The 15,344-nt window shown below is 34.0% G+C and carries 12 protein-coding genes; 5 read left to right on the top strand and 7 right to left on the bottom strand.

Going from position 1 to position 15,344, the window contains the following annotated elements; all coding sequences use genetic code 11:
• Positions 1 to 1,495 (top strand): MBG domain-containing protein (locus QLS65_RS05530; RefSeq protein ID WP_282715794.1); only part of this gene is annotated, 1,495 nt, incomplete at its 5' end.
• 422 nt (positions 1,496 to 1,917) lie between these two features.
• Here the strand turns inward: QLS65_RS05530 and QLS65_RS05535 are convergent.
• The 4 genes from QLS65_RS05535 to QLS65_RS05550 all read right to left on the bottom strand — a co-directional run bounded on the left by QLS65_RS05535 (position 1,918) and on the right by QLS65_RS05550 (position 8,335).
• The gene (locus QLS65_RS05535; protein WP_282713598.1) at positions 1,918 to 3,234 is read right to left on the bottom strand and encodes an ammonium transporter; all 1,317 of its coding nucleotides are present in this window, start codon (positions 3,232 to 3,234) and stop codon (positions 1,918 to 1,920) included.
• A 340-nt stretch (positions 3,235 to 3,574) separates the two neighbouring features.
• Positions 3,575 to 3,952: a PH domain-containing protein gene (locus tag QLS65_RS05540; RefSeq protein ID WP_282713599.1), complete on the bottom strand. Its 378-nt coding sequence runs from the start codon at positions 3,950 to 3,952 to the stop codon at positions 3,575 to 3,577.
• 9 nt (positions 3,953 to 3,961) lie between these two features.
• Positions 3,962 to 5,269, bottom strand: coding sequence for an amidohydrolase family protein (locus tag QLS65_RS05545; protein WP_282713600.1), 1,308 nt, complete (start codon positions 5,267 to 5,269; stop codon positions 3,962 to 3,964).
• 69 nt (positions 5,270 to 5,338) lie between these two features.
• The gene (locus tag QLS65_RS05550) at positions 5,339 to 8,335 is read right to left on the bottom strand and encodes an amidohydrolase family protein (RefSeq protein WP_282715797.1); all 2,997 of its coding nucleotides are present in this window, start codon (positions 8,333 to 8,335) and stop codon (positions 5,339 to 5,341) included.
• 232 nt (positions 8,336 to 8,567) lie between these two features.
• Here QLS65_RS05550 and QLS65_RS05555 point away from each other — a divergent pair, with 232 nt between their 5' ends.
• Both QLS65_RS05555 and QLS65_RS05560 read left to right on the top strand, forming a co-directional pair.
• Positions 8,568 to 10,103, top strand: a complete 1,536-nt coding sequence (locus QLS65_RS05555; protein WP_282715799.1) for a YifB family Mg chelatase-like AAA ATPase — start codon at positions 8,568 to 8,570, stop codon at positions 10,101 to 10,103.
• Between the two features lie 155 nt (positions 10,104 to 10,258).
• Positions 10,259 to 10,957, top strand: coding sequence for a pseudouridine synthase (locus QLS65_RS05560; RefSeq protein WP_282713603.1), 699 nt, complete (start codon positions 10,259 to 10,261; stop codon positions 10,955 to 10,957).
• A 137-nt stretch (positions 10,958 to 11,094) separates the two neighbouring features.
• Here the strand turns inward: QLS65_RS05560 and QLS65_RS05565 are convergent, their stop codons facing one another.
• The 3 genes from QLS65_RS05565 to QLS65_RS05575 all read right to left on the bottom strand — a co-directional run bounded on the left by QLS65_RS05565 (position 11,095) and on the right by QLS65_RS05575 (position 13,971).
• Entirely contained in the window at positions 11,095 to 11,508 is a 414-nt protein-coding gene (locus tag QLS65_RS05565; protein ID WP_282715801.1) for a hypothetical protein, read from the bottom strand.
• A gap of 104 nt (positions 11,509 to 11,612) precedes the next feature.
• On the bottom strand, positions 11,613 to 12,512 hold the full coding sequence (locus QLS65_RS05570) for an alpha/beta hydrolase family protein (RefSeq protein WP_282713605.1): 900 nt from the start codon (positions 12,510 to 12,512) through the stop codon (positions 11,613 to 11,615).
• Positions 12,513 to 12,849: 337 nt separating this feature from the next.
• Positions 12,850 to 13,971, bottom strand: a complete 1,122-nt coding sequence (locus tag QLS65_RS05575) for a serine hydrolase domain-containing protein (RefSeq protein WP_282715803.1) — start codon at positions 13,969 to 13,971, stop codon at positions 12,850 to 12,852.
• Between the two features lie 134 nt (positions 13,972 to 14,105).
• Between QLS65_RS05575 and QLS65_RS16205 the strand changes: the two genes are divergently transcribed.
• Positions 14,106 to 14,414 (top strand): transposase, encoded by a 309-nt coding sequence (locus QLS65_RS16205; RefSeq protein WP_487046846.1) that lies wholly within the window; start codon positions 14,106 to 14,108, stop codon positions 14,412 to 14,414.
• Positions 14,332 to 15,162 carry a transposase gene (locus QLS65_RS05580; RefSeq protein WP_282715805.1) on the top strand — a complete coding sequence of 277 codons (831 nt, stop codon included), beginning with the start codon at positions 14,332 to 14,334 and terminating at the stop codon, positions 15,160 to 15,162. Before QLS65_RS16205 ends, QLS65_RS05580 begins: the two co-directional genes overlap by 83 nt.
• Positions 15,163 to 15,344: the final 182 nt, after the last annotated feature.

Raw genomic sequence — 15,344 nt, forward strand, 5'->3', positions numbered from 1 at the left:
AAAAGCTGCTTCGGTTTCTCCGATAGCCAACACGAAAGTCTACGGTTCACCGGAACCTATATTGACGGGAACTTTAGCTGGATTTTTGGAAGCAGACGCAGTTACAGCTTCTTACAGTAGAACCGCTGGAGAAAGAGTTCTTGGAGGTCCATACACCATCAGTGCTGGATTAAGTCCAACGGCAGTTTTGAGCAATTATAACATCACGTATAACACGGCTTTATTTACGATTAGTAAAAAGACAGCAAGCGTAACTCCTTATGTATCTAGTAAATACTGCGGTCAGAATGATCCTCTTCTTTTTACGGGTAATTTAGCTGGATTTATAGGCAACGATAATGTAACAGCAGTGTACAATAGAACCGCAGGTGAAATAGCAGGAGGAATATATACAATTAGCGCATTATTGAGTCCTAGCAGTGTATTAACTAACTATAATATTGATTATAATAACGCTTTGTTTACAATAAACAGTGTTCTTATCGATGCAAGTGCTAGTAGTGCTCCAATAGCATTAGGTTCTTCTGCAACTTTAAGTGCAACGGTTACCTCAGCAGTATCTGGTAATCTTTCGGGAATACCTGTATTATTCACGATTGATAATGGGAATGGTGTAATTACAAGTTATGCATCTCAAACAAACAGCAGTGGATTAGCTACATTTTCAGTTAGTAATCTCTCAGTTGAAGTGTATAAAATAAAGGCTGAGGCTGGTTCAGGTTGCGCTAATGCAACGGCCTATCTTGCAGTATATGATCCAAACGGTGGATTTGTAACAGGTGGTGGATGGATTATGTCTCCTTTAGGGGCCTATACAGCAAACCCAACTCTTACCGGAAAAGCTAATTTTGGTTTTAATGCCAAATATAAAAAAGGAAATACGCAAGTGGATGGAAATACAGAGTTTCAATTTCAAACAGGAAATTTAAACTTCTCTAGTAGTAGTCACGAAGCTATGTCACTGGTGATTGCTGGCGCACAAGCTATCTATAAAGGTCAAGGAACTATAAACGGAGTTCCAGGCTATAGCTTTATGGTATCTGCAATAGATGGTGAAAAGAAATCAGCTGGTGTAACAGATAAATTTAGAATAAAAATCTGGAATGGAGCAGGGGTTGTATATGATAATCAGACTGGTGCTTCGGATAATGCCGATGCAACAACAGCAATTGGTGGTGGTTCTATAGTAATACATGAAGTGAAGAAAAATGGAACTGCAAAAGTGGTAATTGTTGAGAAAACCCCAGAAATTGTGCCGTTCGCTATAACAGCATATCCAAACCCTTCTGTGCAATATTTTATTATTGACATAAAAGGCGGTACCAGTGAAAAAACAGAAGTGATTGTATATGATATATTAGGAAGAATGGTGAAACATATTCAAAATAGTGATAGCAAAGAAATCAAGTTTGGTGAAGAGCTTTCATCAGGTTCGTATATAGCGATTATCAATCAAGGCACTCAACAAAAAACAGTGAGACTGATAAAACAATAAAGCTCATTTTAATTACAGGATTTAAATTAACTCCATTTCAATATTAATTGGGATGGAGTTTTTTATATACTAATTTTATTGTTTTTATAATTTTAGTTCTTTGAAAAAGGAAATTTATAATATTTAATAGGTATGTGTAAGTTTTCAATGAAATGATTTCAATTCAATTTCTATTGAAGTAATTAATACATTGAAAGCCTAAATGTACTTGTTTGTAATGGAGTCTACTGTTTGTAATGGATAGATTTTATTAATGTAAAATAGAATGTGTTTCGTTTTATTAGGAAATCATTTATGTCTTACTAAATGGTAAAATAAAGTTTGAAGATGGAAAAGAAATTCAATATGTTTCTTTGATTTTAAGCAAAAAAAAACACTCTGAATGCTCAGAGTGTTTTTTAGTTTATTGTATAAAAATCGATTTATAGAAACTCACCGTGTTGAGAAATATCTAAACCTAATTCTTCTTTTTCTTCACTTACTCTTAGTGGAGTTATTTTGTTTACAATAAAGAAAAGGAAATAAGATGCTGAAAATGCAAATACTGAAACTATAACTAAAGCAGTTAATTGATTTAAAAATAATGTAGCATCACCAAAGATAAGTCCTTGGTTGTCTCCTACTACTGAGTTAACAGTTTTAGAAGCGAATACACCTGTTAATAGCATACCAACCATACCACCAACACCGTGACAAGCAAATACATCTAAAGCATCATCAATTTTACCTTTAGGGAATTTACTAACCACTAGATTACTAACAATACTGGCAAATATACCGATGAACATTGCATGAGGAATAGTTACAAAACCTGCAGCAGGCGTAATAGCCACTAAACCTACAACAGCACCAATACAAGCTCCCATTGCAGAAAGTTTGTGTCCAAGAATTTTATCAAGAAATACCCAAGCCATTCCAGCAGCAGCAGCAGCTACAGTAGTTGTACCTAATGCTTGTACAGCTAAACCATTAGATCCTAATGCTGAACCTGCATTGAAACCAAACCATCCAAACCATAATAAACCAGTACCTAACAATACGTATGTAATACGAGCAGGATTAACTTTTTGTATTTTTCTTTTTCCTAAGAAAATTGCTCCAGCTAGCGCAGCCCATCCAGCGCTCATGTGAACTACAGTTCCACCAGCAAAATCTAATACTCCCATTTTAAAGAAAATACCATCTGGGTGCCAAGTCATGTGTGCTAACGGAGCATAAACTAGTAATATAAATAATACCATAAATAATAAGTAAGCCCAGAAACGAATTCTTTCTGCAAAAGCTCCTGTTATTAAGGCAGGTGTAATGATTGCGAATTTTGCTTGAAATAAAGCAAACAACATAAAAGGTATTGTTGGAGCAAGACTCCATGCGGTATTTGTATTAACACCTTGAAAAAACAAATTAGGTAATGGATTACCAATTATTCCTCCTATTGTAGGACCAAATGATAAACCAAAGGCAACAACTACCCATAAAACAGTAACAATTATCATTGCCATAAAACTTTGAAGCATAGTACTGATGACATTCTTTTTTCCTACCATTCCTCCGTAGAAAAATCCAAGACCTGGAGTCATTATCAATACAAGTGCAGTTGCAACAATCATCCAAGCTGTGTCGCCGGTATCAAATTTTACAGCTTCTGTTGGAGCAGGGCTGTCAATTATGAAATAATTTGAACAAAGGGTTAATACCAAAATCGTGATTAATATCACACTTAAAATAATTTTTCGCATTGTTTTTTAGTTTTAAATTTCGATAAAAATATAAAAATCATTAATAAACCCCTTTAAAAATATGACTTAATGTTTTATTTTTGTCATTTTTTTAATCTAGACCCCATTTCATTATGGGTATATTATAATTTAAAGTTAAAACTTGCAATTTGTTAAAGTAAGGTTAAGAGAAATTATCTTTTTAGGAGATAACATAACAATTATTTTAAGAATTAGTTGGCTAGTATCCTAAGGCTTCTATTTTGTGTACTAAAAGTTAAATATCGTTAAAAAAAATGCACCAATCGAAATGAATACAATTGATGCAATTTTTTAAAGTTAAATTTAATGAATTATGTTTTTATTTTAAAAGATGTTGACTTAGAATTTTATACACTTCATTGATGTTATTTCCTCCTTTACCAAATTGTTTGATAATTGGTGTATTATCGTTATTTAGCCAGATTTTTAATTCCGCATCCAAATCCATAATACCGGCACTTTCTTTAGAGAATTTCTTGATGCTGGAATAGGGAATTGAAACATAATCAGCTTTAGTTCCAACCAATTGTTTTTCGACTAAAATCAGCCTTTTATTAGTAAAAACAAACATGTCACGGATGAGTTTGAATGCTTTCTCAATTATTTCTCCATCAATTAAGATTGGCTCAAATTCTTTTGAAACATTTTCAATGTTTACTTCAGATGCATTGCCTAAGATGGCATTAAATAGTCCCATTATTTTAATTTATTTTTGATTGTATTTTGTTTTATATCTTTCGTTCAACTTTGTTTGATGCGTTTCCAGACTAATCGTTCTTCCTTGAATAAAAGCATTAGTCAATTTATTAGTTCTCATGTCTAAAGCATCACCTTCGGATATAAATAAAGTAGCATCTTTTCCTTGCTCTAAGGTGCCACATTGAGCATCAATTCCTAATATTTTGGCAGTATTAGATGTTATTAATTGTAAAGCTTGCTCTTTGTCTAGACCATATGCAGCACATGTTCCCGCTAAAAATGGTAAGTTTCTAGTGTTCATTCTTTCATGTGCACCACTATTTTCTAAGCCTACCACAACACCTTTGTCTGTCAATAATTTAGCTGATTTGTATGGTAAATCAATATCATCATCATCATTTTCAGGCATTTCATGAACTCGTTTAAGCAATACGCCAATATTATTTTTTTGCAATAATTCGGCTGTTTTGTAGGCTTCGTATCCACCAACAATCACCATTTTTTTAACTCCATTTTCTTTTGCAAATTGTACTGCATCGATAATTTGTTTTTCTTCATCGGCATGAATAAACAATGTTTGGCTTCCATCAAACAATCCTTTAGTAGATTCTAAAACCAAATTTCGATCTTTTGAACTATCCCCTAAATAGGCTTTGGCATTAGCTAAAAAAGCAGAGAGTTCTAAAACTTGTTTTGCATAATCCTTATTGGTTTCAATACCTCCTGGTTCAAATCGGGAACCTGATCTTCTAAAAGTAGTAGGGAAGTTAACATGAATTCCATCATTTTCTTTTATAAGTGCATCTTTCCAGTTCCAAGCATCCAATTGAACAATTGATGAAGAACCAGATATTGTTCCGCCACGTGGTGTAATTTGAGCCATCAAAATACCGTTTGGTCTTACTGTTTCTATTACTTTTGAGTCAGCTGTATAGGCAATAATACTTCTAACATTAGGGTTCATGGTTCCAATCTCGTCTTCATCATCAGAAGATTTTACGGCGTCAATTTCTACTAAACCCAGTGTTGAATTTGGGGCAATAAAGCCGGGATAAACATGTTTTCCTGCGGCGTCAATAGTGAGGTCATACGCGCCCTCTGCAAGCCGAATCACTCTGGCATCTGCTACTAAATTAATTTTTCCGTCAACGAATCCTATTGCGCTGTTCTCGATTATTTCTCCATTTCCTAAATGTGCCGTAGCATTAAGAATCAAAATAGATTTTGATTGCTTAACGGCTGGTGTTTGTTGTGCTCTTGTAAGTATTGAGATGCTACAGACTAACACTAAAAGATATATTTTTTTACTAATCATATTTATATATTTTTAAAAATTGCTTTGCTTTTTGTAAAAGCTCGATTTTTTGAAATTCAAATTATTCCGCTATTCTTCCATAGTATCACAGTGGTATTCTTTTTTCTCTGTTTTTTTAGGTTCTTGAGTGATCATCCCTTTATTTTTCTCTTGCAATAATTGACCAATCAACTCATTTCGTTCTTTAGCAATAGCTACTCTTTGTTCTGCATCTTTTTGAGCATCATAATACACTACACCTTCGATTAACGTTTTTTCAGCTTTTGCATAAATAGATAAAGGATTGGCATTCCACAATACAATATCAGCATCTTTACCTACTTTTATACTTCCTACTTTATCATCGATATGTAATAATTTAGCAGGATTCAGAGTTACAAATTTCCATGCATCTTCCTCTGAAATATTACCATATTTTACTGCTTTTGCTGCTTCTTGATTCAATCTTCTTGACATCTCAGCATCATCAGAGTTGTAGGCTACCACAAGTCCAGCATTGTGCATAATAGGTCCATTGAAAGGAATGGCATCATTTACTTCAAATTTATAAGCCCACCAATCTGAGAAAGTTGAGGCTCCTACGCCGTGCTCTTTCATTTTATCAGCAACTTTATATCCTTCAAGAATATGGGTATACGTATTTACTTTAAAATTAAATTTATCAGCTACATTCATTAACATCAAAATTTCCGATTGTACATAAGAGTGACAAGTAATGAAACGCTCTTTATTTAATATTTCAGCTAATGTTTGTAGTTCTAAATCCACTCTTGGAGCTTTCGCTTTTGTTTTTTTACCAGTTGCATTGTAATTTTTCCAAGTGGTATCGTATTCTTTAGCACGTTGAAAGTAATCTGTAAAAACTTGTTCCACACCCATTCTGGTTTGAGGAAAACGAGTAGGATTAGTGATTCCCCAGTTTGCTTGTTTTACATTTTCTCCCAAAGCAAACTTGATAAAACCAGGTTGATCTTTGTAAAGCATCTCTTCTGCAGAAGCGCCCCATTTCCATTTTACAATTGCAGAACGTCCACCTATTGGATTTGCTGAACCGTGTAATAATTGAGAAATGGTAACTCCACCGGCTAAATCTCTGTATATATTAATGTCTTCAGAATTTACTACATCTTGAATGGTTACTTCGGCACTGGAATTGTGTCCGCCTTCATTTACACCATTAGAAATTGCAATATGAGAATGCTCATCAATAATTCCGCTGGTTAAATGTTTGCCTTTGGCATCAATAATTGTTGCTGAAGCATCAGCAATATTTTTTCCAATAGAGGCAATTTTTCCGTTTTTGACCAATACGTCAGTTTCTACTAAAATACCGTCTTTTTCATTGGTCCAAACGGTAGCATTTTTAAATAAAAGTGTTTGTGTAGTTGGTTTTTTCAAATTACCATAAGCAACATTAGGAAATGTTGTAGGCATAATTGCATTGTTCTTTTCAATTTTTGAGGAATCGATAGCTTTTACAAAAGGAGCTGTTTTTATTGCTGACCATTTTACTTCATTTCCATTGAATAAAACCGCTTTTCCTGAAAGAGTCTGATTGTCTTCAACATATCCGATTAATCTTGTGAAGCTGGTTTTAGTAGAATCGATAGGTTTGATTACCGTTGAAATCCAGTTATTGGTAAAAGTAAGTTTCGATTTTATTTTTTTGTTGTCAACAGTTGTTATTTCAGATTTTGGTGCTGAAACTTCGCCATCAATCTTCCATTTGTATTTTTCAGTGTTAATGGTTAAATCATAATTTCCACGAATATCTTTAATTGTAATATCGTTAATTACAAATTTGTTCCCTTGAACCCAGTTTTCATATAATATTGTTTTTTCATTGAAAATCTCACCAGATGCAATTATAAAATTGGCTAAACTTCCTGTTTTCAAACTTCCTATTTCATTGCTTTTTCCTAAAATTGAAGCAGGAATAGTTGTCAAAGCTTCTAATGCTTTCGTTTTATCAAATCCGTATTTAATGGCTCTTAATAGGTTCGGTCTAAAATCTTCCAGCTTTTTTAACTTGTCAGTCGTCAAAGCGAAAACAATTCCATTATCAGATAAAACTTTAAGATTGGTTGGTGCTTGATTCCAAAAACGCAAGTCTTTCAATTCCATTTGATTGGCTTGGTTTGGGTCAGAAACATCATAAGCTTCCGGGAAATTGATTGGAATAATAAATTTCGAATTTGTTTTTTTGATTTCTTCAATTCGTTCAAATTCATTTCCGTTTCCTTTCAAGATGTAATTTAAACCAAATTCTTTCGCTATTTTGGAAGCTCTCAAACTGTTTAATTTGTCTTCTGAAGCAAATATTTGAACTAGTTTTTCATTATTGGATAAGGCTTCCAAGGACAAATCTTTGGTTGTGGCGTTTCCTTTTTTGTACCAATCTAAATCTAAATACATTTGACGCAGTAATGCCATCATTCCCATCAAAGAACTTGGATAGGCTTGATTTGTTGTGGCACTTTTAGTAAATGCAAAATGATTGGTTACTTTATCAGATAATAATTGGTTGCTTTTTTCAAAATTATTCAAGGCAATCAGTGTTCCTGATCCGCGAGCAATTCCGTCTTGAACGTGAGTTCCTACGATACCAAATCCAGCTTTTAATAATTCTTCAGCTTTAGGTTGGTCGTATTTAAAGCTTTCATATCCATTTACTTCTGAACGAATACTTTCGTTCCAGTAATGTCCTGTTTTTTTGGTATCATACAAAGGATTTCTTTCAGTACTGCTGATTCCTTTTGGTTTTTCGATTCCAAAACTGGTGTACATATCAATAAAGGAAGGGTAAATTGATTTTCCTTCTAAGTTAATCGTCATGCAGTTTTTAGGAATAGCGATGTTATTCCCTGCACCAATAACTTTTCCGTTTTGGATTAATAAAGTCCCTTTTTCAATAATTTGTGTTGGTGTAACATAAATTTTTGCATTTGTAAAAGCGGTAAAATTGGTGTTTTTGTTTTGAACACTTTCATTATTGGGAAAGTACTCTTGTGCGTAGGTTTTTGGTAATAAAACACTGAAATACAGTAGAAGTAAGATTTTTTTCATAGTATAGTTTCTAATTATTCTCTAAAAGTAAAAAAAGGAATATGTTAAGCATTATTTTTTTTAGATTTTAACATTTGTTTTTTGAAGAAAAAAAACAAATCGAGCGACTCCGTAATATTATTCTAATTATTTTGACATAATTTTCTACTATTCTGTATCATTTTTAAATTTTGTAGGAATAATTATAATAATTAAAAAATGTTTAGCTAATTTTAGAATCAAATAAGTAAATATGCTAGTTAAAGTTTTTGGTAGTGCTGTTTTTGGAGTGGAAGCCACAACAATTACTGTAGAAGTAAATATTGATAAAGGTATTGGATATCATTTAGTTGGATTGCCAGACAATGCTATCAAAGAAAGTAGTTATCGTATTGCGGCGGCACTCAAAAATAATGGATACGCCATGCCGGGAAAAAAAATCACCATCAATATGGCGCCTGCTGATTTGCGCAAGGAAGGTTCTGCGTATGATTTGACTTTAACAATTGGAATTTTGGTTGCATCCGGGCAAATCAAAGCAGAGGATGTTGATAAATACATCATTATGGGAGAACTTTCTCTTGATGGGAGCCTTCAGCCGATACGTGGTGCTTTGCCAATTGCCATAAAAGCCAAAGAAGAAGGTTTTAAAGGCTTTTTTCTTCCAAAGCAAAATGTAAAAGAAGCGGCGATTGTGGCTGGTTTAGATGTATATGGAATCGAAAATGTTCAGGAAGTTATTGATTTCCTCGAAGGAAAAGGAACGCTGGAACCAACAACAATTGATACCAGAGCCGAATTTTATAAAACCTTAGACTTTCCAGAATTCGATTTTAGTGATGTCAAAGGACAAGAAAGTATCAAGCGTTGCATGGAAATTGCAGCAGCCGGCGGACATAATATTATTTTGATTGGCCCGCCGGGTGCAGGAAAAACGATGTTAGCCAAACGATTACCAAGTATTCTCCCACCGATGACGTTACGGGAAGCGTTAGAAACAACTAAAATCCATAGTGTTGCCGGAAAACTAAAGGAAGTAGGATTGATGAATCAACGTCCGTTTCGTAGTCCTCATCATACTATTTCGAATGTGGCGCTTGTCGGAGGAGGAAGTTATCCACAGCCCGGAGAAATTTCTATGGCGCACAACGGCGTTTTGTTTCTGGATGAATTACCAGAATTTAAACGTGATGTTTTGGAAGTAATGCGTCAACCTTTGGAAGATAGAGAAGTGACAATTTCCAGAGCTAAGTTTACGGTTACTTATCCTTCCTCGTTTATGTTGGTGGCGAGTATGAATCCGAGTCCAAGTGGTTTCTTCAATGATCCTGATTCTCCACAAACTTCTTCGCCTCACGAAATGCAACGGTATCTGAGTAAGATTTCTGGACCTTTATTAGATAGAATTGATATTCATATCGAAGTAACTCCAGTTCCTTTCGAAAAATTATCTGATGACCAAAAGGCTGAAAGCAGTGTTGACATTCGAAAACGAGTGACTAAAGCACGAGAAATTCAAACGGAACGCTTTGAGCAAATGGAAAACATCCATTATAATGCGCAAATGAATACCAAACACATTCGGGAATATTGCGCTTTGGACGATGTTTCCAAGCAATTACTAAAAACGGCCATGGAGCGATTGAATCTTTCCGCTAGGGCCTACGACAGGATTTTGAAAGTAGCGAGAACAATCGCTGATCTTGACGCAGCTCCAACAGTAATTTCGAGCCATATTGCTGAAGCAATTCAATATAGAAGTTTGGATAGAGATGGTTGGTTGGGTTAAAATAGATTTCAGATTTTTGATTTACGATATTTGATTTTAGATATTTAACAGTTGCAAAATTGAGAATACGCTCACGCTAGCGAGGAAAAAAGAAAAGATAGAAATAAATACGCCAAAAAAGAGATTTCGATAGAAATCTCTTTTATTTTTGCCAAATGTTAGAAATTCTTTACCAAGACGAATATATTATAGCAATTAATAAACCAAGTGGATTGTTGGTCCACAAATCATTTTATGCGCGCGATGCAAAAGTTTATGCTATTCAAGAATTGAGAAATCAAATAGGAGGGCGACATGTTTATCCTATTCATCGGTTAGATCGCAAAACATCTGGTGTTTTGTTATTTGCGTTGGACAAGGACGTTTTAAAAATTATGAATGATCGTTTTGCCACACGCGAAGTCGAAAAAAAATATTTAGCAATTTTACGTGGTTGGTCACCCGAAGAACTAACGATTGATTATGATTTAACCAATGATGATGGTATTATACAAAATGCAATAACATATTTTCATCGATTGCAAAGTACCCAAATTGAGTTAGAATTTAACAATAAACCTACGTCACGATATTGTTTGGTAGAAGCGATTCCTGAAACTGGACGTATGCATCAATTACGAAAACATTTCAAACATATTTTTCATCCCATTTTAGGAAGTCGGCCGCATGGTTGTAACAAACAAAATAAATTATGGTTGGAGAATTTTGAACTGAAAGGAATGATGCTTCATGCACATCAGTTAATTTTTAATCATCCCATAACAAATGAACAACTTATTCTGAATGCAAAGATTAATGAAGAGTTTAGCAGAGTAGGTACTATTCTTAAGCTAGATTTGAATACCTATGAATAAAATACTAATTTGTAAAGTAGTGCTTTACATTACTGTTGTATTTGGAAACTACAGTTTTCAGTATACAAAGGAGCAGATTTTTGATGTCAGATTTTTAACCTTTGCAAGATTGATAATGCGAGTGCGAGCGTTCAGCTTTATAGGGTCCTATTTTCAATTTTAGTTTTTTTATCTAGATAATTTCTAATTAATAACCCAATAATCATTCCGATAGGCATACCTACTAATAAACTTAAACCTATTTTTCCAATTGCAATACCAAAAGGCAAACCAATGGGCATTCCTAAAGGAATTCCTGTTAGAAAATAACGTCTCTTATACCTGCCTTTTTTTATGTAATTAAATTTCTCTTCTACATAGGTTTGTAAATTTGATATTTCATTTAAATGTTTTGCCTTATAGTTTATTCTTTTTCCATTTGTCTTATTTGGGATTTCAGATATTACATATTCAAGTTTTGAACGAAGTTCTCCATCCTCGATGATTAATTTCGCTGCTTGTCGCAATAGTGGGTTTAGAACTAAATCAAGCCGTATTTTTGGATTTGCCACTCGGGCGATAGCGGACAGGCGAAGCAAATCATACCAAATATAAAACTAACTTTAAATTAAGCCTAATACCCAAATTGCTTGTAGCGTGTGTTGTAGGCAGTGCTTTATTTTGATGCTTTAGACTTTTTAATGTTCAAAGCTTTCTGTTTTATCCATTGAATTGAAATATCAACAGGTGCTGTAATATTGTCAGAAGCAGTATTGTGTCCTAATGTTGAAAACAAAGTATATTCGAAAGGTTTGCCTTGAACTTTAAATGTATTTAATTGCTCTATGCACAATTTTACGGGAATTTGGATATCTTTCTCACCAAAAAGCCAAAGTCCTGGAATTGAAAAAGTATTCAAGTAATTTTTTGGGTCTGTAGTGGTAAATTGATACCTGTCTGGGTCATTTTTAGTATGTTCACGAGCATCTGATTCTGTATGATTTTCCCAAAAATTATTGTTTCCATTAGTATAAAACTGAAATCGAAGTTGTTCTAAAGTTGTAATTGTAGGGCAACTAAATAAAACCATAAATTCTATTTGTGGATTTTTGCTTGCCGCAATTGGGATTATCCATCCAGCTTGACTGAAGCCAACCAGTCCAACTGGTGTTTTTTTATCCTTCAAATAAGTTCGAAATCTATGTACTGCTGCACTTGCATCGTGAGATAATAAATTAAGATTTGTAGGGTCAATATTATTAGTGCCAACGGACGGTCCTGCATATACACCGCCTGATTCTCCTACTCCTCGTTTGTCATATGTCAATACAGCAATCCCTTCTTTGGCAAGACGTTTAGCGAACTCCATTTCTCTTTTTACAGGATCAGACCCATGAACAATTACAACTGCTGCCAATGTTTTTTTAGGCGTTAAAATTGAGCCAGCAAGAGTGACGCCTTGACTTTCAAACTTTACATTTTGAATGGTAAAGTCGGCCGATTGAGAAAATACCATATCTGGTAAAGTGATTAATAATATCCAAAGAGATAAGTTAGAAAAAAAGTTAATATTCATTTTGGTTTTATATAAAAATTACGTTTAATTCTTAAGTATTCGTTAGCATTGCCTGGAACGTCAGTATGTCTAGCAACCTAAAACAAGTCTCTAAGAATTCCGTATTTGAGAATTTTCAAAGATCGGAGTCCGAGAACAAAAACTCAAATTCTAGGTTATTAGATAGTTTGACGTTCGTTATGTCACTACAGCGGGTTTGGGACTAAATTAAGCCCATTATTCGGATTTGCCACCCGAGCGATAGCGAATAGGCGCAGCAAATCATCCAAATGCAAAACTAACTTCCATTAAGCCAAATGCCCAAATTGCTTGTAGCGTGAGTTAGTGGTAGGTTTTTTTAATTCTCTTTTAAAGTCATTTCTAATTTATTTAAAGCATCTTCAATGGTTGCGCCTGTATTTCTATCATTTTGATTTGCAATAATTAATATTCCTAGATTGTATTTTGGTAAAATTTTAAGTATATTGGAAGTTCCATTTGAACCACCGTCTTTTATGTAGTTTGTATTTCCATTTTCATCTGCTACAGTGTCCCAGAAATATCCCATATCTATGTTTGGATAAAGTTTTCTATGAGATTCAATAACTACCTTATTATTTGGATTTAATTCAAACTTGATATATTTGCTTAAATCATCCATTGTTGATTTTAGAAATTTGGATGCTCCCCAAATACTAATAGTTAAAGGTTCCATAATATCGCCTTTTGAATTATAGCCATTTGCAAGAATCTCGTTATTTCCTAAATTAAGTTTTGTAGATTTCATTCCTTCTTTTTTAAAAATCTCTTCATCTAATAGGTCATCGTAACTTTTTTTATATGCATTTTCTAAAATATAAGCACACAATTCTGGTGCTAAAGCACCGTACTTATAGCCAGTTCCTGGAAGTGAATCTACTTTTACTTTTCGCAAATCAGCTAAGAAAAGTTCTTTAGTATACGCTTTATCAAGTCTGTTTTTATAATAAAGGAAACTTTCAGCTGGGTATTTATCTCTTATTTGTTGAGTAATAGGAAAAGGTATTTGTATTCCACTTCTATGGACAAGTAAATTCTTTATTTTTATTGGCTTGCCTTGAAACTCTAAATTAGAAAAATCTTCATTCAAATATTTTCTAATATCGTCATCTAATCCAATTTTATTTTCTAATACAGCATTAGCCATTAGTGTTCCTGTAAATACTTTAGTTGTAGAGCCTATTTCAAAAAGTGTTTGATTCGTTGCTTTATTGCGTTTCCCTTTATCCAACTCTCCGTAGTGTTTTATATAAGTTTTTTTATTTTTAACAATTGCTATAGAAACAGAATTAGCTCCTGATTTTTTTAGAAAAGAGTTTGCAACTGTATCCATTAAATGGTATACAGATTTATCGAAATTACTTTTGTTTGAATTTGATTTTTCTTGCCCAAAAGAATAAACAGAAAGAAATACAAAAAAGAGGAATGAAAATTTTGTCATAGTGTTATTATTCTAAAATTTAGTGGGTTTTGTAAACTTACCGCTAACGTCAGTCTGTGAAAAAACCTCTGTTGTATTATCATCAAATATAACAAAATACTAGTGTAAAAAGAAGATTTTTCGCATTTTTAAGAATGCAAGACATCACAGGTATTTCCCGTCAACAACTGCGTTTTTCAAGTTTAGAAGATACTATAAGTCCCGATAATCAGGTGCGATTTATAGATGCCTTTGTCGAATATATTGACCTCTTTAAACTCGATTTTGCTGTAAAAGCGCTCAAAACCGAAGGTCGCCCGAGTTTCAATAGTAAAGTATTTCTAAAGATCTATTTATACGGTTATCTTAACGGACTCAGAAGTGGTCGAGATTTCGTTCAATATTCAGGCTGCAGTCGATGCCAAACACAATCTTGTTGTAGCTACTTACACGATCAACGGTAATGATCGCAGTGCTTTGTCGGCAATAGCTATCGAGACCAAAGAGAATCTAGGGATTGACACCTATACAGCTTTAGTTGATAAAGGCTATCATAACGGGCGGGAAACGGAAGCCTGCAAACAGGCCAAGATCACTACAATTGTAGCACAGCCCGAACAAGGAAAAAGTAACGAAAACGGCACAACTACCGATTATCTAGTAGCCCAATTTAAATACGACAAAACAACCGATACCTACACTTGTCCACAAGGAGAAACACTCAAAACTACAGGAAGGTGGCACAAGAAAACTAGCTTAAAAGACAGTTATGAGTTTAAAAAATATCGAACGCCAAAATGTAAAGAATGTCCAGTAAAGCATTTATGTACCAGTAGAGCAGCAGGTCGGGAAATAGACCGCAGTCAATATGCCGATGCCGTAGAAGAAAACAACAAGCGCTATCATGAAAATCCACAGCTCTACCGCAAGCGACAGGAAATCAACGAACATATTTTTGGCACCATCAAACGGCAATGCGGCTATAACCATACCAACTTAACGGGATTAGAAAAAGTAAATGGAGAACACAGCCTGATTATGCTGGTGTATAATATCAAACGCAGTATCAATATCCTCGGCGTTCCCGAGCTCATTGCCAAACTCAAAAAATGGAACCCACCCTACAAGGTAAAAGTCTTGTTTTTACTAAAAATGGAGCATTTAAAGCTAAATTTAGAACACTATTTCTATCAAACTAAATTTGTAGCCTAAAAAAAACGACTCGTTAAATGTCTTCTATTTTAGTCTTGAGCAGAATTATCTAAAGATTTTGAAAGTGAAATAAGGTTTTTTCACAGCCTGACGTCCCCGCGCTACAAGCAGTTTGGGACTAAATTAAGCCCATTATTCGGATTTGCCAAATCTTTTTGACACAAAACCAACTTCAAATTAAG

This window comes from Flavobacterium algoritolerans, assembly GCF_030010385.1.
GTDB lineage: Bacteria > Bacteroidota > Bacteroidia > Flavobacteriales > Flavobacteriaceae > Flavobacterium > Flavobacterium algoritolerans.

Bases quoted from the DNA above. Each gene is read 5' to 3' on its own strand.
- QLS65_RS05545 (WP_282713600.1), bottom strand. From the start codon at position 5,269: ATGATTAGTAAAAAAATATATCTTTTAGTGTTAGTCTGTAGCATCTCA.
- QLS65_RS05575 (WP_282715803.1), bottom strand. From the start codon at position 13,971: ATGACAAAATTTTCATTCCTCTTTTTTGTATTTCTTTCTGTTTATTCT.
- QLS65_RS05540 (WP_282713599.1), bottom strand. From the start codon at position 3,952: ATGGGACTATTTAATGCCATCTTAGGCAATGCATCTGAAGTAAACATT.
- QLS65_RS05560 (WP_282713603.1), top strand. From the start codon at position 10,259: ATGTTAGAAATTCTTTACCAAGACGAATATATTATAGCAATTAATAAA.
- QLS65_RS05550 (WP_282715797.1), bottom strand. From the start codon at position 8,335: ATGAAAAAAATCTTACTTCTACTGTATTTCAGTGTTTTATTACCAAAA.
- QLS65_RS16205 (WP_487046846.1), top strand. From the start codon at position 14,106: ATGCAAGACATCACAGGTATTTCCCGTCAACAACTGCGTTTTTCAAGT.
- QLS65_RS05535 (WP_282713598.1), bottom strand. From the start codon at position 3,234: ATGCGAAAAATTATTTTAAGTGTGATATTAATCACGATTTTGGTATTA.
- QLS65_RS05570 (WP_282713605.1), bottom strand. From the start codon at position 12,512: ATGAATATTAACTTTTTTTCTAACTTATCTCTTTGGATATTATTAATC.
- QLS65_RS05555 (WP_282715799.1), top strand. From the start codon at position 8,568: ATGCTAGTTAAAGTTTTTGGTAGTGCTGTTTTTGGAGTGGAAGCCACA.